Origin of the sequence: Corynebacterium sp. HMSC036E10, assembly GCF_001836265.1 — a bacterium.
GTDB lineage: Bacteria > Actinomycetota > Actinomycetes > Mycobacteriales > Mycobacteriaceae > Corynebacterium > Corynebacterium coyleae.
This window is the reverse complement of the sequence record NZ_KV827977.1, coordinates 495,798-514,414: the sequence shown is the minus strand read 5'-3', so window position 1 is coordinate 514,414 and position 18,617 is coordinate 495,798. Positions and strand designations below refer to the sequence as shown.

At 64.8% G+C, this 18,617-nt stretch carries 16 protein-coding genes and 1 other RNA gene; 14 read left to right on the top strand and 3 right to left on the bottom strand.

Annotated elements, in window-relative coordinates; translation table 11 throughout:
• Nucleotides 1–170 precede the first annotated feature (170 nt).
• The 7 genes from HMPREF2736_RS06340 (at nt 171) to HMPREF2736_RS06310 (ending at nt 6,896) form a co-directional block, all read left to right on the top strand.
• Nucleotides 171–1,187 carry a LacI family DNA-binding transcriptional regulator gene (locus HMPREF2736_RS06340; RefSeq protein ID WP_070829134.1) on the top strand — a complete coding sequence of 339 codons (1,017 nt, stop codon included), beginning with the start codon at nt 171–173 and terminating at the stop codon, nt 1,185–1,187.
• A complete protein-coding gene (locus HMPREF2736_RS06335) occupies nt 1,184–2,716 on the top strand; it encodes a sugar ABC transporter ATP-binding protein (RefSeq protein ID WP_070829133.1) in 1,533 nt (510 codons plus the stop codon). The genes HMPREF2736_RS06340 and HMPREF2736_RS06335 overlap by 4 nt, the downstream gene beginning before the upstream one ends.
• Complete coding sequence (locus HMPREF2736_RS06330) at nt 2,713–3,684, top strand: ABC transporter permease (RefSeq protein WP_070771570.1); 972 nt, start codon at nt 2,713–2,715, stop codon at nt 3,682–3,684. Before HMPREF2736_RS06335 ends, HMPREF2736_RS06330 begins: the two co-directional genes overlap by 4 nt.
• A gap of 45 nt (nt 3,685–3,729) precedes the next feature.
• Nucleotides 3,730–4,653, top strand: coding sequence for a D-ribose ABC transporter substrate-binding protein (locus tag HMPREF2736_RS06325; protein WP_070829132.1), 924 nt, complete (start codon nt 3,730–3,732; stop codon nt 4,651–4,653).
• Nucleotides 4,653–5,021, top strand: coding sequence for an RbsD/FucU domain-containing protein (locus tag HMPREF2736_RS06320; RefSeq protein WP_070422137.1), 369 nt, complete (start codon nt 4,653–4,655; stop codon nt 5,019–5,021). The genes HMPREF2736_RS06325 and HMPREF2736_RS06320 overlap by 1 nt, the downstream gene beginning before the upstream one ends.
• A gap of 61 nt (nt 5,022–5,082) precedes the next feature.
• Nucleotides 5,083–5,484, top strand: an RNA gene (rnpB, locus tag HMPREF2736_RS06315) — RNase P RNA component class A.
• Nucleotides 5,485–5,510: 26 nt separating this feature from the next.
• Complete coding sequence (locus HMPREF2736_RS06310) at nt 5,511–6,896, top strand: RNB domain-containing ribonuclease (protein WP_070829203.1); 1,386 nt, start codon at nt 5,511–5,513, stop codon at nt 6,894–6,896.
• Nucleotides 6,897–6,921: 25 nt separating this feature from the next.
• On the opposite strand, the gene HMPREF2736_RS06305 is transcribed toward HMPREF2736_RS06310, so the two are convergent.
• Nucleotides 6,922–8,103 (bottom strand): galactokinase family protein, encoded by a 1,182-nt coding sequence (locus HMPREF2736_RS06305; RefSeq protein WP_070829131.1) that lies wholly within the window; start codon nt 8,101–8,103, stop codon nt 6,922–6,924.
• Nucleotides 8,104–8,187: 84 nt separating this feature from the next.
• On the opposite strand from HMPREF2736_RS06305, the gene HMPREF2736_RS06300 reads away from it, so the two are divergent.
• Nucleotides 8,188–8,394: a hypothetical protein gene (locus tag HMPREF2736_RS06300; protein WP_070829130.1), complete on the top strand. Its 207-nt coding sequence runs from the start codon at nt 8,188–8,190 to the stop codon at nt 8,392–8,394.
• Between the two features lie 18 nt (nt 8,395–8,412).
• Here the strand turns inward: HMPREF2736_RS06300 and HMPREF2736_RS06295 are convergent, their stop codons facing one another.
• A complete protein-coding gene (locus HMPREF2736_RS06295) occupies nt 8,413–10,014 on the bottom strand; it encodes a CYTH and CHAD domain-containing protein (protein WP_070829129.1) in 1,602 nt (533 codons plus the stop codon).
• A 142-nt stretch (nt 10,015–10,156) separates the two neighbouring features.
• Here HMPREF2736_RS06295 and HMPREF2736_RS06290 point away from each other — a divergent pair, with 142 nt between their 5' ends.
• From HMPREF2736_RS06290 to HMPREF2736_RS06270, 6 genes are all read left to right on the top strand, one after another.
• Nucleotides 10,157–11,491: a glutamine synthetase family protein gene (locus tag HMPREF2736_RS06290; RefSeq protein ID WP_070829128.1), complete on the top strand. Its 1,335-nt coding sequence runs from the start codon at nt 10,157–10,159 to the stop codon at nt 11,489–11,491.
• Nucleotides 11,491–14,499 (top strand): bifunctional [glutamine synthetase] adenylyltransferase/[glutamine synthetase]-adenylyl-L-tyrosine phosphorylase, encoded by a 3,009-nt coding sequence (locus HMPREF2736_RS06285; RefSeq protein ID WP_070829127.1) that lies wholly within the window; start codon nt 11,491–11,493, stop codon nt 14,497–14,499. The genes HMPREF2736_RS06290 and HMPREF2736_RS06285 overlap by 1 nt, the downstream gene beginning before the upstream one ends.
• 35 nt (nt 14,500–14,534) lie before the next feature.
• Nucleotides 14,535–14,801, top strand: coding sequence for a hypothetical protein (locus HMPREF2736_RS06280; RefSeq protein ID WP_070422144.1), 267 nt, complete (start codon nt 14,535–14,537; stop codon nt 14,799–14,801).
• A 323-nt stretch (nt 14,802–15,124) separates the two neighbouring features.
• The gene (gene thrC / locus HMPREF2736_RS06275; RefSeq protein WP_070614611.1) at nt 15,125–16,564 is read left to right on the top strand and encodes a threonine synthase; all 1,440 of its coding nucleotides are present in this window, start codon (nt 15,125–15,127) and stop codon (nt 16,562–16,564) included.
• A gap of 16 nt (nt 16,565–16,580) precedes the next feature.
• Nucleotides 16,581–16,739 carry a hypothetical protein gene (locus HMPREF2736_RS12385; protein WP_167594452.1) on the top strand — a complete coding sequence of 53 codons (159 nt, stop codon included), beginning with the start codon at nt 16,581–16,583 and terminating at the stop codon, nt 16,737–16,739.
• Between the two features lie 9 nt (nt 16,740–16,748).
• Complete coding sequence (locus HMPREF2736_RS06270) at nt 16,749–17,813, top strand: S1 family peptidase (RefSeq protein ID WP_246822075.1); 1,065 nt, start codon at nt 16,749–16,751, stop codon at nt 17,811–17,813.
• A gap of 13 nt (nt 17,814–17,826) precedes the next feature.
• On the opposite strand, the gene HMPREF2736_RS06265 is transcribed toward HMPREF2736_RS06270, so the two are convergent.
• Entirely contained in the window at nt 17,827–18,591 is a 765-nt protein-coding gene (locus HMPREF2736_RS06265; protein WP_070829126.1) for a hypothetical protein, read from the bottom strand.
• Nucleotides 18,592–18,617 lie beyond the last annotated feature (26 nt).

Genomic DNA, 18,617 nt, shown 5'->3' with positions numbered 1-18,617 from the left:
CGCCGCAAAACCACACGAAATGGCGCCGGCAGTCCAACGTTCGGGGGTGTGTGGGGGTGTGGCGCTATTGACCTAACGCTCAGCTGCGGTTTAAGTTGTTCTGCACATGGTGCAAACGTTTGCACACATCAGTAGCACCCAACAAGATCCGGACACACACGGAGGAACCCATGGCGGGACGGGCCACGTTGCGCGAGGTTGCGCTCGACGCGGGCGTGTCGCCGTCCACGGTGTCGCGGGCGCTAGCGGGGAACCCGGCGATCTCGAAACAAACGCGGGACCGGGTGTTTCATTCGGCGGCGAAGTTGAATTACGTGCCGAATTTGCAGGCGAGGGGGTTGCGCTCGGCAGCGTCGACCGCGGTGGGGCTAACCATCCCGAGCCTGGTCAATCCGTTCTTCGCGCAGATGGCGGCGTCGATTCAGCAGGCAGCGGACACCGATGGGTTTTCGGTGATGATCGCCACCACCAACGAGGACGCCGGCCAACTCGACGCCGCGTTGCAGACCTTTAGCGGCCAGCAGCTGGCCGGGGCGATCATCGTGCCGTCGATGCACAGCGCGCCGATGGTGCAGTCGCTGCTGGATCGGGGCCAGAAGATTGTGCAGGTGGATCGGGTGCTGCCGGGGCTGGAGGTGCCGTCGGTGATTACGGACGCGCGACCTTCCATCCGCAAGGCCGTCCAGCACCTCAAGGACAACGGCCACACGCAGATCGGTTACATCGCGGGACCGTCGAGTACGTCGACGGGGCTACAACGACTGGAAGGCTTCCACGAGGCGATCCGCGAAACCAAAGAGACGAACGGCCTGATCTTCCGCGGCGGCTACAGCAGCGCGGAAGGTTTCGCAGGCGCTGCTGACCTGCTCAAGCGTGGCGCGTCGGCGATTATCGCGGGGGATTCCATGATGACGGTCGGGGCGCTGCAGTACGTGCTGGACCACAAGATCGGTCTGGGCGAGGACCTCGCGCTGGTTGGGTTTGATGACCAGCCGGCGTTTCAGATGCAGCCCGTTCCGTTGACGGTGATTGAGCAGCATGTGGAGGACGTCGGCAGACGTGCGTGGGAGAAGATCGCCGCGCTGATCCGTGGGGAGCCGACCTCGCAGCACGAGGTGTTACCCACCACATTGACTATCCGAGAATCCAGCAATTTCAACTTCACTTCAAGGAGGTGCAGCAGATGACCACAGCGGTAAAACCCCTGATCCGGTTGGACGGCATTTCGAAGTCATTCGGGCCGATCAACGTGATTGATAACGTCTCGCTCGCCGTCGAGCCGGGTCGCGTGCTTGCGCTGCTCGGCGAGAACGGCGCGGGTAAATCGACGCTGATCAAGATGATGTCGGGCGTGTATCAGCCCACCTCGGGGCGCATTCTTATCGACGACCAACCGGTCACCCTGCCCGACACCAAGGCCGCAGAAGCGCACGGTATTGCCACGATCCATCAAGAGTTGAACCTGGTGCCGACGCTGTCGGTGGCAGAAAACATCACGCTCGGACGCACGCCGCGCCGGGCAGGGTTGGTGAACTTTAAGGAGATGCGCCGCATCGCTGCGGAGGCCATCGACCGCATCGGCCTGAAGGTGGACCTGGACACGCCGGTCGGCGAGCTCGGAATCGCGCGCCAGCAGTTGGTTGAGATTGCAAAAGCGTTGTCGATGGATGCGCAGGTGCTGATTCTCGACGAGCCCACCGCCGCCCTTACAGGCCACGAGGTCGACCAATTGTTCAAGGTGGTCGACGACTTGAAGGCCAATGGGGTGGGCATGGTGTTCATCTCGCACCACTTGGACGAGATCGCCCGCATCGCCGACAGTGTGGCGGTGCTTCGCGACGGCAACTTCGTCGCCGAGGTCCCCGCCACCACCCCGGAGGCGGAGCTGGTGCGCTACATGGTCGGCCGCGATATCGAGGACCAGTACCCGAAGGTGGACAAGGAGATCGGTAAACCGCTGCTGACCGTGGAAAACCTCACCTCGGAGGGCAAGTTCAAGGACGTCTCCTTCGAGATCCGCGCCGGCGAGGTCGTCGGCCTGGCGGGCCTTGTCGGCGCGGGTCGCACCGAGGTTGTGCGCGCCATCGCGGGCGCCGACCACGTCGATTCCGGCACCGTTTCCATCAACGGCGAGCCGCTCCCGTCCGGCTCGGTCGCCCAGGCGATCAAGCGCGGCATCGGCCATGTGCCGGAGGACCGCAAGGCGCAAGGCCTCGTGCTTGGTGCCACGGTGGGGGAGAATATTGGGCTGGCCACGTTGCGGTCGTCGTCACGCGCGGGGATTGCGGATGTGCGTGGTCAGCGCAAACGTGCGGATGACGTCGCAAAGCAATTGCGCGTGCGCATGGCCGGCATCGACCAGGAGATCCGCAACCTGTCCGGCGGCAACCAGCAAAAGGCCGTGTTCGGTCGTTGGGTGCTGGCAGGCTCGAACATTTTGCTTCTCGACGAACCCACGCGCGGTGTCGACGTCGGCGCCAAAGTGGAGATCTACAACATCATCAACGACATCACCCAGGCCGGCGGCGCGGTGCTCATGGTGTCCTCGGAACTGCCTGAGGTTATTGGCATGTCGGATCGCATCCTGGTGATGTCCGGCGGCCGCATCGCAGGCGAACTGCCCGCGGGTGCCACCCAGGACGAGATTATGGCGCTGGCGGTGTCCAACGTCGAAGACCACGTCGAACCACTGACAGAAACGGAGGCCCGCGCATGACGGGAACGACTACGGATGAGCGCTTGAGTACTCGCCAGCGCGTCATCAACTGGATCATGAACAACGGCGCACTCGTCGGCCTGATCGTGCTGTGCATCGCGCTGTTCATCGCTACCCCGCACTTCCTCACGGTGAACAACCTGATCAACGTGGGCGTGCAGGCCGCGACCGTGGCTATTTTGGCGTTCGGCATGACGTTCGTCATCGTCACCTCCGGCATCGACTTGTCGGTCGGCGCGGTGGCGGCGCTCAGTGCCATGGTTTCGGCCCACTTCTTCGTCGAGGCAGGCTGGCCCGGTTGGCTGACGCTGATCGCGGGTCTGCTCACCGGCTTCGCCGCAGGTGCCGTCAGCGGTATCGCCACCGCTTACGGCAAACTCCCGGCGTTCATTTCCACCCTGGCCATGATGTCCATTGCCCGCGGCGCGACCTTGGTGATCTCCCAGGGCTCGCCGATGGCTACCGCCGAGGAGGTGAACTGGCTCGGCTCCAACGCCGGAAAGTTCCCTATCCCGATTCTGATGATGCTGCTGGCCGGCGTGCTGTGCTGGTTCATCCTCTCGCGCACCGTGCTGGGCCGTTCCATGTACGCAATCGGTGGCAACGAGGAGGCCGCGCGCCTATCCGGCATTCCGGTCAAGCGGGTGCTCGTCGCCGTGTACGCACTCAGCGGACTGTTCGCAGCGCTTGCCGGTTTGGTCATGGCTGGCCGCCTGTCGTCCGCGCAGCCGCAGGCCGGTGTGGGCTACGAACTCGACGCGATTGCCGCCGTGGTCATCGGTGGCGCGTCGCTGGCCGGCGGCACCGGCAAGGCCACCGGCACGCTCGTCGGCGCGATCCTGCTCGCCGTGATCCGCAACGGCCTGAACCTGCTCAATGTCAGCTCGTTCTGGCAGCAGATTGTCATCGGCGTGGTCATCGCAGCAGCCGTCGGCTTCGACGTGCTGCGCAAAAAGACCACCGTTTAACCCCTGAACAAGACCCCCTGTTCACAACTTCAAGGAGTACCCGAAATGTCTTTCGCTCGTAAGGCCACCGCCATCGTTGCTGCTGCGGCCATGACCCTGTCGCTTTCCGCCTGCAACCGCGACTCCGCCGACGAGGGCGCGGTCACTCTGGCGCTGTCCACCCAGACCAACCCGTTCTTCGTCCAGCTTCGCGACGGCGCCCAGGAGAAAGCCGACGAGCTCGGCATCGCCCTGAACGTCCAGGATGCATCGGACGACGCTGCGACCCAGATCGATCAGCTCAACAACGCGATCACCTCCGGCACCGACGCCGTGATCGTCAACCCCACCGACTCCGACGCCGTCGTCCCGGCCGTTGAGGCCCTGAACAACGCCAGCATCCCGGTCGTCGCCGTGGACCGCTCCTCCAACGGCGGCGACGTCGCCTCCTTCATCTCCTCCGACAACGTCGCTGGTGGCAAGCAGGCAGCCGACGAGCTGGCCAAGGCCATCGGCGAAGAAGGCGAGATCCTCATCCTGCAGGGCATCGCCGGTTCCTCTGCCTCCCGCGACCGCGGCAAGGGCTTCAAGGAGGGCATTGCCAACTACCCGAACATCAAGGTTGTCGGCGAGCAGACCGCTAACTTCGACCGCACCGAAGGCCTGAACGTGGCCACCAACCTGCTGCAGGCGTACCCGAACGTGAAGGCCATCTTCGCGGAGAACGACGAGATGGCCCTCGGCGCCATCGAGGCGCTTGGTGCCCGCGCGGGCCAGGACGTGAAGGTCATTGGTTTCGACGGCACCATCGACGGGCTCAAGGCAGTCACCGACGGCCGCATGCACGCCACCATCGCTCAGCAGCCGGGTGAGCTCGGCGCCCGGGCGGTTGAGGAGGCAGCGAAGCTGCTTCGCGACGAAGACGCCACCGCCATCGTCCCGGTCGACGTTGTCACCGTGACCAAGGAAAACGTAGGCGACTTCGAGTAATGCGCAAGACAGGCATTCTCAACGCCCAACTGGCCCGCGCGATCAACGGCCTCGGCCACACCGACACCTTCGCTGTAGCGGACTGCGGCCTGCCCATCCCCGCCGGGGTAGAGGTCGTGGACCTCGCGCTGGTCTTCGGCGTGCCCCGCTTTGCCGATGTCGTCGAAGCGATTCTGGATGAGGTTGTGGTGGAAGGTGCGGTCGTCGCTACGCAAGCGCCCGATGAGGTCGCTTTACTTTGCGACGACCCCACCCGCGTCGACCACGAACACCTCAAACAGGCCCTTGCGGACTGCAAGTTCGTGGTCCGCACCGGTGAGACAACCCCGTACGCCAACATCATCTTCCGCAGCGGGGTGCCGTTCTAACCCGGTGGATGTGTGGCGGTTCTGCTCACGCGCTCTAGAGGCGTATGCTTTAGACCGCGAATGAGTCGGCCGGGCGGCCGCGGCGGCGCGAACCACCTCAGTATTGGGGCAGGCGCACGTCGAGGAAAGTCCGGACTCCACAGGGCACGGTGGTTGCTAACAGCAACCCGGAGCGATCCGCGGGAAAGTGCAACAGAGAGTAGACCGCCCCGCCTTGTGCGGGGTAAGGGTGAAAGGGTGCGGTAAGAGCGCACCGGCATGCGTGGCAACACGTGTGGCCAGGTAAACCCCACCGGGAGCAAGGCAAGAACCCCTGCGCGTGCGCAGAGGTCGTCGGATGTGATGAGGCTGCCCGCCCAGTCCGAAGGTAGCTGCTTGAGGCGCCCAGCGATGGGTGACCCAGATGGATGGTCGCCACCCCGCTTGCGGGGGACAGAATCCGGCTCATAGGCCGACTCATTCGCCCACTTCGTGGCACGATGGCGTTTTATGAAGCTCTACGCCGCACCCCTGAACTTCCGCGCAATTGCGCACGAATTCGACGTGCCCACCGACTTTGCGCCATCGTTGCACGCAGAGGCCTCGGAGTTGGTGGACCGTTTCGCAGATGTGCGTATCGACGCCCGCGATATCCCCGTTGTCACCATCGACCCGGCCGGCTCTAAAGATTTGGACCAGGCCGTGTTCGTGGAGCAGCGTGCCGGTGGCGGGTGCCGGGTGCGGTATGCGATTGCGGACGTGGCGGCGTTCGTCGAGAGTGACTCCGGCGTGCATGAGGAGTCGTTGCAGCGCGGCCAGACGATCTACCTGCCCGACGAGCCGGCACGCCTGCACCCGGAGGAAGTCTCCGAAGGGTCGGCGTCGCTGCTGCCGGACGTGGATAGGCCCGCCGTGCTGTGGACCTTCGACCTGGACGGGGAAGGGGAGGTCGACTCGGCCCACGTCGAGCGCGCACTCGTCCACTCGGTGGCGCGTTTGGACTACGAGGGCGTGCACGCCTCCCTGGAGGATGGCTCCATACACCCCTCGATTGCACTGTTGCCGGAGGTTGGCCGGTTGCGTCAGCAGTCGTCGCTACGCAGGCACGCGATCAACCTGCGTGTGCCGTCCGTGCGCGTGGCCCGCGACGGAGATGCCTACGAACTCGCCATTGAGCCGCGCCACCCGATCATGGACTACAACTCGGAGATCTCCCTGCTCACCGGCATGGTTGCAGGCCAGATGATGGTGGACGCCGGCGTGGGGTTCCTGCGTACCCTCCAGCCGGCGTCAGCGGAAAGCGAGGCCGAGTTCCGCCGCGAGGCCCGCAACCTGGGCTTCGACGTCACCGGCGACATTGGCGAGTTCTTGGCCGGCGTGGACGCGGACACCCCGCACGGCATGGCCGTCATGCGCGAAGCTCAGAAACTCCTGCGCGGCTCCGGCTACGTCGACCTGTCCAAGGACGCTCCCGAGGTCCACGCCGGGATCGGTGGCTACTACGCCCACGTTACGGCGCCGCTGCGCAGGCTTATCGACCGCTTCGCCACCGAAGTCTGCCTCGCCATCTGCGCCGGCACACCCGTGCCGAAGTGGGTCACCCGCGACGCCGCACGCATGCTGAAAACCATGGGACGCTCCTCCCAGTTGGCCAACACCGTGGAGAAAGCCTGCCTGCATCTGACCGAAGCGACGGTGCTCGAGCCGTGGGTAGGCCACAACTTCGACGGTGTGACGCTGAAGTCCGGCGAGGAGCAGTCCCGCGTGTTCATCGTCGACCCGCCGGTGCTCGCACCTTCCGCCGGCGCGCCCGAGGAAGGCGTATCCACGAAGTTCTCACTCGTGCACGCCGACATCGACGCCCGCGAGGTCGGCTTCGCCTGGCCCGCGGACTAGCGCTGCGGGCTCAAGGCGGGTGGCTTTAGTCCTCGAGGCGGGCGACCTCACCCGGAGTGATCTCGACGACCTGGAGATCCTTCGCCATTGCGGCGGCGAACTCGTCGGCGGCTTGCACCGGCACGAACGCAATCACCGCGTCGGAGGTGCCCGTGGCGGCTGGGCGGGCGGCGACGGCACCACGCTCGCGCGCCAGGGCGACCAGCGCGTCCGGGGTGGTCAGGTCGTGGGCCTCGGACGGTGAGTTCAGCAGCGTGAACAGCTCGTTGGCGCGCCGGGAGCGCAGCGCCTTGGCGGCGGCGAGGGAGCGAAGCGTTTCGGTTTCGCAGAACTGCACCCACTGGCGGGCGACGTCGGGATCGGGTGCGGTCTCGTCACCAACGGAGCGGCGTGCCTCGACCCACTGGACGACGCGGTTGGTGGCGTCGGGCAGTTGGCGAAGGGATTCGACGCCGAAGTTGGAGCAGGCGGCGTCGATAAACTCGCGGCGGTTCGCAATCGCCTTAGTCTGCACGTCGTACGGCTTGCCCAATTCCTTGGCCAGGGAGAACACGCGCACGCCGTGGCGGGCGGGGTGGGGCGCTTCGGTCAGTGACCCGTCGGCGTAGTCGAGAACACTTACGCCTGTGCCACCGCCACGCAGGGCCACGGAGTGGCGAGCGCGCAGCACCGCCAGCGATGAGTAGGTGGCTACGGCGTGCGAGCAGATCTCCGCGAGCCGGGTGCGGAAGGGTGCGGTATCGATGTCGCCGTGACCGCCCGCCAACGCCAGCGCGATCGCGGCGTCCGCGGCGTACAGCGAACCGAGGCCGGCACCGAGCGGCACGTCGGACTCGACGGTGATGTCCAGGCCTGCAGTGTCGCGGGAGAGCACCTGGCGCTGGATCAGTGACTGCACCAGCCCGGTCCAGCGGCGCGCGAGCGGGTCCTGAATTTCGTCCTCGTGCAGCGCGGCCAGGGTTGTTTCGGCGGTGAACTCGCCGAAGGGGCCGTGGGCGGTCAGGGCGATGGTGTCGTCGTCACGCGGGCTCGCTGCAGCAGCTGCACGTAGCGACGACGTCCCAGCCAACGTCACACCACCAAAGTGGTCAACGTTTTCGCCGATGAGCACCCACGTCGCCGGTGCGGACGCCACATGTCCGTCGCCAGAGTGAGCTGCGCGGACGCGCTGGGCGGGGGAAGTTTTGGGGGTTTGAAATGCTGCCATTACACGCTCCTTAACGGCCACCACACTACCAACCGTCTCGGTAGGGTAGGGGCGGTAAAAGCAACGAACATAAAGGAGCAGATCATGGCCGACGAGCAGTACTACTACAACCCGTCCACCGGCGAGGTCACCCAGGGCAAGGAAGCATCCTGGGATAACCGCATGGGCCCGTACGCCTCGCGCGAGGAGGCCGAGAACGCGCTGGCGATCGCGGCGCAGCGCAACAAGGCTGCAGACGCCGCCGACGAAGCCGACGACGACTGGGGCGAGGCTGCCTCCTGGGAGAAGTAATCCCCGCCGGGCCGTGTCTTACGGCTTGATCTTCTTAAACGCCTTGCGCACTTCGCGCACGGTGTCGTCGTAATCGCGAAGCGACGCCTCGCCGCGGTCGAGTTCGCGCTGGTAGAGCATGCCGTAGGAGAAGGTGTCCTCGCCGCGCTCGCGGGCCTCGTTAGCGAGCCGCTCGATGCGCTCGCGTGAGGTCACCGCGTCCTGGAAGTCACCCAACTGGCTTTGCAGCGCCTTGCATGCCTTAGCCAAACGCCCTGCCTTCAGGCCTGCTTCCTGTGCTGCGACGGCGGAGTAGCGCAACTTCTTGGCAGCCTTGCGCACGTCGTGGACGTAATCCTCGCGCTCGTGCAGCGGCAAGGTGGTGTCGTCGTAGTATTCGGCGACCTGCTTGTGGCGCTTCTTCAACTTCTTGTAGCCGCGCTTGAGGTGGTCGTAAAGGACCTCCTTGGATTGCTTCTTCTCCGACTTGGCGCCGTCATCATCCCCAGCGCCGTCACCAACCGCCACTGGCGGCTCCGCCAGCAGGGCATCTACGGCATCCAGCAGCGACATGAACCGCTCGGAGTCCAGCATCTCCACAATGTCGGCGTGGGCGGCCTCGTAGTCGCGGCGCATGTCGTGTTCGATGTGGGTGCGCGCGGTGTCGTCGATAAGCCCAGACTCGTCCGAATCCAGCAGTGCGAGGAAGCGCTCCTCCACAACCTCCGCATCGCGCGCGACACCGAGCACGCCGGCGGAATACTTCAGTTCGTCCTCCAGCGTCGCAAGCGCTTCGCCTTCGAGGATGCCCTCGAACGTCTCCAGCAGGGAGCGCATCTCGCGGGTGGCCACGCGCAGTTGGTGGACGGAATCGAATTCATCGGCGCGCACGCGCGGTTCCCAACCGACGATCGCATCGCGCTGTTTGCGTAGCGACGACACCACCGCCGCCGCCGGCGTCCCCTCCTCAACTTCGCCTTGGACGTGTGGGGGCAGGGGAGCGGACTTGATCGAATCACCAAGCGCGGTGGCCAACTTCGACGGCGAGGAGGACTTGCGCGCGCCCGCGGAGATCAGGAAAGACCCTGCCTGGGTAATCAGGTCATCGCCCGCCTCGGTGTCCGCAAGGGCGTCGGCGAGTTCGAGCTCCCATTCGCGCCAGTTCGTGCGCTCACCACCTGGAAGCAGCGACCAGGCGGTGACGTGGTCGTCGCAAAACTCCGCAACAGGGCCGCCCTCGCCTGCAAGCGTGATCTCTACGCGGCGGTTATCCACCTGGGCGATCGGCTCGAGCGGTTCCGTGCGCACAATGGCGCGAACTTCCGAAAGGAGGGTGTCGGGCACGGTCGTGGGGTCGTCGAGAGGCATGCGCACCTCCTTGCGGCCACCCTCCTGCGGCAACTTGATGTGCCAGCCGTCATCCGAACCGCCGGTGCGGCGACGCAGCGTGATCTTGGAACGCGTCAGGCGTAGATCCGCAGTGTCGTAGTAGACCGCGGACAGGTTGTGCTCCTGCGTGGACTCAATCGACGTCACCCCCGGCAGTTGGATGAGATCTGGAATGCCGGTGTCCTCGTCCACCGCCAACTTGATCTCCACCTCAAGGAAGTTCTGGGGTGTCTGTTCAGCCTGTTCGGACATGATGTGTGTGCTCTCCTCACCGACGCGGGTTCGACATGTGATCGACGCAGTTTCAGCGCATGTAATGCCTCCGAGTCTAGCGCGCACGCCGATTTGCGCTTGGCCCGTTTTCGAATCGCGGCGCCCGCTACAGTTATGTGCCATGAGCGCCCAAACCGACAACGTGCTGCGACTCGTCGAGCAGCAAGACATTGCATTTATCCGCCTGTGGTTCACCGACATTTTCGGCTCGCTGAAAACGGTGATGATGTCGCCTGCGGAACTCGAGAGCGCCTTCGAAGAGGGCGTGGGGTTTGACGGATCCTCGATCGAGGGCTTCTCTCGCGTCTCCGAGTCGGACACACTGCTGCGCCCGGACCCGTCGACGTACCAGCCGTTGCCGTTCGATGAGGACTCTGGTCTGCAGACCGCGCGCATGTTTTGCGACATCACCATGCCCGACGGCGGCCCGCTGTTCGCGGATCCGCGCCAGGTACTACGCCGCCAGATGAATAACGCCCGCGACATGGGATTCGAGTTTTTGGCTAGCCCCGAAATCGAGTTCTACGTGGTCAAACCCGGCGAGGGCGACCAGCCACCAACACCAGCGGACAAAGGCGGCTACTTCGACCAAGCCAAACGCAACGAGGCGCCGCGCCTGCGACGCATGGCGGTGTCCGCACTCGAGTACATGGGCATTGTCACCGAGTTCTCCCACCACGAGGGTTCGCCGGGGCAGCAGGAGATCGACCTGCGCCACACCGACGCGCTCACCATGGCCGACAACATCCTGACCTTCCGCTATCTGGTCAAGACCGTCGCGGAGATTAACGGCGTGCACGCCACGTTCATGCCCAAGCCGTTCGCGGACCTTGAAGGCTCGGCGATGCACACGCACTTCTCCCTGTTCGAAGGCGACACCAACGCGTTCCACGATCCAGACGACGAAATCAGCCTCTCCAAAACCGGCCGCCAGTTCATCGCCGGCATTATCGAGCACGCCAGCGAAATCTCCGCGGTGACTAACCAGTGGGTGAATTCGTACAAGCGCCTCCAGTTCGGCTCCGAAGCGCCCACCGCCGCGACCTGGGGCATTTCGAACCGTTCCGCGATGGTGCGCGTGCCCACCTACCGTCTGCACAAGGCGGAATCGCGCCGGGCGGAGGTGCGCTCGCTGGATTCGGCCTGCAACCCATACCTGGCATACGCGGCCATCCTCGCCGCTGGCCTGAAGGGGATCGAGGAGGGCTACGAGCTCGACGAGCCGGCACGCGACGACGTGTTCGCCCTGACCCGCCGGGAGCGCCGCGCGATGGGCTACCGGGACCTGCCGACCTCTCTCGATCAGGCGCTGCGCCACCTGGAGCGCTCCGAGTTCATGGCGGAAGTGCTTGGGGAGCAGGTCTTCGAATTCTTCCTACGTGCAAAATGGCAGGAGTGGCACGAGTACACCTCGAAGATCACCCCGTGGGAGATCGAAACGGGGATTGATTTGTAGTGAAGCCCGCGAAACTTGGCCTGACCAGCCCGCGCGCCGCCGAGGATTTAGCCGAGCTCGGTTTTGACACCGAGGAGCTCGGCTACACGTTGGCGGGTTCCGCAGATCCGGATCTGGCGCTGAACAACGCCTACCGCCTGCACGGGGCGCTGGATTCGTGGGACGAGCTGCTTGCCGAACTGCGCGTGAACTCGATCTTCCGCACGCGCTTCTTCGCCCTGCTCGGTGGCTCGACCGCGTTGTCGGATCACCTCATTGCCAATCCTGAGCAGTGGCGTTTGCTTTGCGACGACCTCCCGTCCCGCCCCGACATGTTCCGCACCATGCTCGGCGCGGTTGGCGTGGATGCGGACGGGCCGGGCCTGTATAGGGCTGAGGTGGGTGAGGTTGGCGTCGCAAAGCAAAAGCTCCGCACCGCGCATCGCAACCTGGTGATGCGCGTTGCAGCCGCAGACCTCGCTGGCACCTTCGCCGCGGTGAAGGGCTTCGGCGAGGGCGAGCCGATGACGTACGCCTACACCACGGACCGGCTCACGAACCTGGCGGACGCGGCGCTGACGGCTGCGCTTGCGGTCGCGGTGCGGGAAGTCTACGGCGACGAGGACATCGACGCTGACCTGGCCGTGATCGCCATGGGCAAGTGCGGCGCGTGGGAGCTGAACTACATCTCGGATGTGGACGTCGTGTTCGTCGCCGAGCCTGTGACCACCAAGATCACGCGCGTGGCCAGCGAGATGATGCGCATCGGCTCCGCCTGCTTCTTCGAAGTGGACGCGAACCTGCGGCCCGAAGGGGCAGCCGGAGCCCTGGTGCGCACGCTTGATTCGCACGTGGCGTACTACAAAAAGTGGGCGCAGACCTGGGAGTTCCAGGCACTGCTCAAGGCCCGTCCGATGACCGGATCGATGGATCTGGGCCAGGCGTATTCGGACGCGTTGTCGCCGCTGGTGTGGGAGGCGTCCCAGCGCGACTCCTTCGTCGAAGACGTCCAAGCCATGCGCCGCCGCGTGCTGGAGAACGTGCCCGCGGACGTGCGCGACCGCGAACTCAAACTCGGCCCCGGTGGGCTTCGCGACGTCGAGTTCGCCGTGCAACTGCTCCAACTCGTGCACGGGCGTATCGACGACACCCTGCGCGCCCGCAACACCCTCGAAGCCCTCGCCGACCTGGCCAAGGGCGGGTACGTGGGCCGCGAGGACGCCAAAGTGCTCACCGATGCCTACGAGTTTTTACGCCTGCTCGAGCACCGTCTCCAACTGCAGCGGTTCAAGCGCACCCACCAACTGCCAGATGCCGATGACGAGAAGCGTAACCGGTGGCTCGCCCGCGCCGCAGGCTTCTCAGCCGGGCCACGCGGTACCGCCCCTGAGGCGATGAACCGGCATCTCAAGGCCATCCGCCACGAGGTGGCCACGCTGCACGAGCGTCTCTTCTACCGCCCGCTGCTGGACGCCGTGGTGGACCTCACCGTCGGTGAAGCAACACTTTCCGCCGCCGGTGTGAAGGACCAGTTGGCAGCCCTGGGCTACCGCCACCCGGCGCGCGCGTTTGACCACCTGACCGCGCTGATCAAGGGCACCTCCCGCAAGGCGAAACTGCAGGAGATCCTGCTGCCCACACTCATGCACTGGCTGGCCGACACCGCCGATCCCGACCAGGGCCTACTCAACTACCGCAAACTCTCCGAGGCAGCGGTGGATCGCAGTTGGTTCTTGCGCATGCTTCGCGACGAAGGCGTGGCCTCCCAACGTCTCATGCACATCCTTGGCACCTCCCCGTACACCTCCGACCTGATCATTTCCGCACCTGACGTGGTGAAACTGCTTGGGGATGGCTCCGCAGGACCGCGCCTGCTTGAGGTGGCTCCGGATCAGGTGCATAAGGCGATCATTGCCTCGGCGAAGCGCCACCAAGCCGACCCGGAGAAAGCGGTGTCGGTGGCGCGTTCCCTGCGCCGTGCCGAGTTGGCCCGCATCGCCGCCGCTGACCTGCTGGGGCTGATGGAAGTGCGCCAGGTCTGTCTGGAACTGACGTATGTGTGGGACGCGGTCCTTGAGGCCGCGCTGCAGGCAGAGGTGTATTCGACCACTGCCGCCGCTGGTCTCGACGAGGCCCCCGCACGAATCGCAGTGATCGGGATGGGCCGGCTTGGCGGCGCCGAGTTGGGCTACGGCTCTGACGCCGACGTCATGGTGGTCACCGAACCAGCAGACGGCGTCGACGAAACAGAAGCCATCGCTTGGGCCACGAAGGTGCTCGACCAGATCCGTACCCGCCTGTCCAAACCATCCGGCGACCCGCCGCTGGAGGTGGACCTGGGTCTGCGCCCCGAGGGTCGCTCCGGACCGGTGACGCGCACCATTGCCTCCTACGTGCGTTACTACCGCGAGTGGGGCGAAGTCTGGGAGCGCCAAGCACTCCTTCGCGCCAACGTCGTCGCCGGCGACCGCGAGGTAGGGGAGCGCTTCCTTTCGGCCATCGCCGAGTTCCGCTACCCCGAGGCCGGCGCAACACCTGCCGATATTCGCGAGATCCGCCGCATCAAAGCCCGCGTGGATAACGAGCGCCTGCCCCGTGGCGCCGACCGGGCCACCCACACCAAACTTGGCCGCGGCGCGCTTGCCGATGTGGAGTGGACCGTCCAACTGATCACCATGGCGCACGCGCATCGTCATCACGAACTGCGCACCCCGTCCACACTCGACGCACTGGACTTCCTCGTGGAGCTCGACGACCCCGAGGTGCTTTCCGCCGACAAGGCGCGAACCCTGCGCACCGCGTGGCTCACCGCGACCCGCGCCCGCAACGCTATTGTGCTCGTCTCCGGCAAGCGTGAGGACCAGCTCCCCGCACCGGGCCCGCAACTGGCTCAGGTCGCTGGCTCTGCCGGATACGACCCCGACGACCAGCAAGAGTTCCTCGAGGACTACCTGCGTATCACCCGGCGCGCCCACCGCGTGGTTGAGGAAGTGTTCTGGGGCGAAAAGCAGTCCCTGGAATTCGACTAGGCGCGGCGGTTGCGGAATCAATAAGCTCTGTGGGCATGGCAGTGAACATGACTATCGACCTTGACAACGCAACCTTCGCCGACCTCGTCGCACTCGTCGACGCCGCCCGCGTCGCCGGCATCGACCCATCCGCAAAGCTCGAACTCGACGACACGACGCTTAACGTCACCGTCGAGCCGAGCCCGCGCCGGGCATCCACACCGGAGCAGCCGAAGGAGCGCTCGGTGGCACCGCTTGGCGACGCCGCAATCCGCTCCGTCGTGGACATCCTCACCGGCCGCCAGGAGCCCCCGCGCCACTAGCACCCCGGCACCGCCGCAGCACCCCGCCGGTGCGCGCTCACGCGCCACCGCCCCCGGCGCCCCGGCACCGCTAACGCGCCACCGCCCCCCCAACGTTCATGTGCAGGGCTCGATATGCGTAAGTCCTGGTCACGGCTTTGGAGATACCTTTCGGGCCGTTTTCCCAATTTTGCGCTGACCTGCAGTTACGCATATCGAGCCCTGCATATGAACGAATCGAGGCCCCACGACCGCACCAAAGTGCGGCTTTCCGGGCCTGCCGACGCTGAACGTAAATGCCCATTCCGACCAAGGGCATACACCGATCACGTAGACTGCCCGGCGTGGACTTCATTTCGACGCGCGACGCAACTGCCCAGGCCCGTTCCTTCACTGACATCCTGCTCACCGGCTTAAGTCCGGACGGCGGGCTGTTTATGCCGGCGGTGTACCCGACACTTTCGCCGGCGCTTCTCGACGAGTGGCGCACCCTTTTGGCCAACGACGGCTACGCCGCACTTGCCGCAGAGGTGTTGAAGCTGTTCGTCGATGACATCCCGGCGGAGGACCTCGAGGCGATTGCCAAGCGTGCGTACCGCACCCCGGTGTTCGCGGACGAGGAGATCGTGCCGGTTACGCGTCTGAACGACGGCCTGCACATCGCGCACCTCTCCGAAGGTCCGACCGCTGCGTTTAAGGACATGGCGATGCAGCTGCTCGGCGAGCTCTTCGAGTACGAACTCGGGCGCCGCGGCGAGGAGATCAATATTCTGGGCGCGACCTCGGGCGATACCGGCTCGTCGGCCGAGTACGCCATGCGTGGCCGCGACAACATCCGCGTGTTCATGCTCACCCCGGCCGGGCGTATGACCCCGTTCCAGCAGGCCCAGATGTTCGGCCTGGACGACCCGAACATTTTCAACATCGCGCTCGACGGCGTTTTCGATGATTGCCAGGACGTGGTCAAGGAAGTCAGCGCGGACGCGGAGTTTAAGTCGAAGTACTCGATCGGCGCGGTCAACTCCATTAACTTCGCGCGTTTGCTTGCGCAGGTGGTGTACTACATCGCCACATACCTTAAGACGACGAAGACGAACGAGGAGCAGGTTTCGATCTGCGTGCCTACCGGTAACTTTGGCAACGTGTGCGCAGGCCATATTGCGAAGCAGATGGGGCTGCCGCTTGATCGCCTGATCGTGGCGACGAACGAGAACAACGTCCTGCACGAGTTCTTCACCACCGGTGATTACCGCCCGCGTTCCGCAGCCGACACGTACGCCACCTCGTCGCCGTCGATGGATATTTCCAAGGCGTCGAACTTTGAGCGCATGATCTTCGACGCGCTGGACCGCGACGCGGACACCACCCGCGAGCTCTTCGGCACCAAGGTCAAAGAGGGCGGCTTCGCGCTGGACACCGATACGCTTGAGCGCATCACCGACAAGTACGGTTTCGGCTCGGGCACCTCGACGCATGCGGACCGCATTGCCACGATCAAGCGCATCAAGGACGAGTACGGCGTGGTTATTGACCCGCACACCGCCGACGGCGTGTTCGTGGCGCAGCAGCTGGCAGACAGCGTAGAAACTCCCATTGTTGTGCTGGAGACTGCGCTGCCGGTGAAATTCGCGGATACCATTGTGGAGGCAATTGGCGAGCTTCCGGAGGTGCCGGAGCGCTTCGCCGCGATTATGGACGCCGAGCGCCACGTTGTGGATCTGCCGAATGACGCCGAGCAGGTCAAGGCATTCATCGCCGACGCAATCGAGCGCACGGACGTCTAGGAAAGGATCCCCACCGATGGCACAAGAGCAGTTCGCAGGTCCTGAGCAGTACACGGAGTTCGATCCGGAGAAGTTCCTGCGCGACATCAAGATTCAGGCCGAGGAAGCCGCCAAGGGTGACAAGTTTTTTCTTGACGACGACACCGACGCCGAAGACTCCGACGCCGACAAGTAAGGCTCGCGCTTGACCTTCCCTGAACATCAGGCAGGCGGCGACAACCTGGCGTGGCGCTACCAGCCGGAGGATGGCCAGCAGTGGCAGTTCCCGGACATGCCCGGCGTGCCCGGCATGCCTGCGCAGCCTGCTCTGTCTGCGCCGCCCACTCAGCGGCGTACGGGTTTGCGGACCGGTGGGTGGATTACGGTGATCGTCGCAACGCTTGCTGCTGTTGCGATGGTGGTGTGGCTCGGGCTGACCACGAGCCAATTCCCAACTCCCACGGTGGAGGAGCGCCACGCGCTTGAGCGTGTGCAAACGCCGGATGAGGCTCCGCCTGCACCGGTGGAGGAGAGCAATGTGCTCGTGCCTGCGTTCGCGCCGTGGGCGCCGGGTACGCGCATTCAGTCCACGGACCATTACCCGGAGCCGGGTGAGCACTTCACCGCGCAGTCGTGCACTGCAGCGTTCTCGTTTACTGGCGCTGACGGCCGAGCCTATGCCGTGACTGCGGGCCACTGCGGGCGTGCGGGTGACCTTGTGTGGCCGACGAATGCGGAGACCGCCTTCGACTACGCGCACGAGGTGGGCAAGTTCATCTATTCCGGCATGTACGGCGACGCGAATGAGGAAACGAGAGGTATCGATGTTGGCATCATCGAGATCACCGATGCCGAGCGGTTCATGGATGTCGTCGGTGCTCCGATCGCAACCGGTATCGCCAAGGACCTGCACGATCTCGACCGCGTGTGCAAAACCGGCGCGACCACCGGCTATACCTGCGGCAAGTTTGAGGCGACCCAGCGTGTGCAGATCGTGAACCTTGACGACGACGCCGAGGCCCAAACCCACGGCGACATCGCCTCCGTCTGCGCCGCTTCGGGCGACTCGGGCGGGCCGGTGTTCACCGAGATCAACGGCCGAGCGACGGTCATCGGAGTGGTCTCAGGAACCGAGGCTGGCCGTGCAGGGGAGGAGTGTTTCGAAGGCATGGAGGATCCGCTGCTGATGAGCTACTCCAACATCAACCAGGTGATGGCCGTGATCAACCACGTCGTGCCTGACGCGGATCTCGTGCCCCAGCGCTGGTAATGAGCGCTGGTAGTTAGCGCTCGAGGCCCCACTTCTCGTTGAACGCCTCACCGGCGGGGAACGTCTTGGTGGACCTGCCGTCCTTCTTGTCGTTGTCCACCACGATGACCTCGTCGTCATAGTAGCCGAAGAACGCGATGCGGTCGATCTCGTCGGGGCGGTCGAGTTGCTTCCACTGCCGCTCGAGTTGCTTCGCGTCGTAGCCGGTTGCTTCCGCGTCGGTCCAGATCAGTCTGATTTCGTGGAAGTTGTTCTGGGCGGGGTAGACGGCGAAGGACGCGGAGTCAGCGCCTTGGGCTACGGCGAAATCGAAGGTGTTTTGGATGGTGGTGGCGGGTATCGTCGCAAAGCAAAAGCCCCAGAAGTTCACCCGCATGCCGTCTGTGGTGGTCAGCTCGAGCGTGTCTAGGCAGTTCTGCTCGAGCAGGCGTGAGACGTGGCCGGCGAACTCGGTGGAATCGCTCATGACGTACTCGGCGAGATCGCCACGCGCCATCACACCAGTGTTGGTTTTGCCCACCTGCAGGTTCTGGATCAGGTGGGGGCGCACACTCGCCGCCACATTGGCAGGATCGGCCGGGGCCGGGTTAAACGGGCGCACCGGTTGTGGCAGGGACACCTCGGTGCTTTCCGCGTCTGCGGTGTATCGCAGCCCGAACACGGCCCCCACCACCGCGGCGACGACGAGTGCGCCGTAGACCGTGACAAACACCGGCGTGGGCACGCGCTGCAGGAAGGTGCGCGTGGGCTGTTCGGGTTCGGTCACGGAAGTGCTCATATCGGAAAGGATTGTACACTCGCACC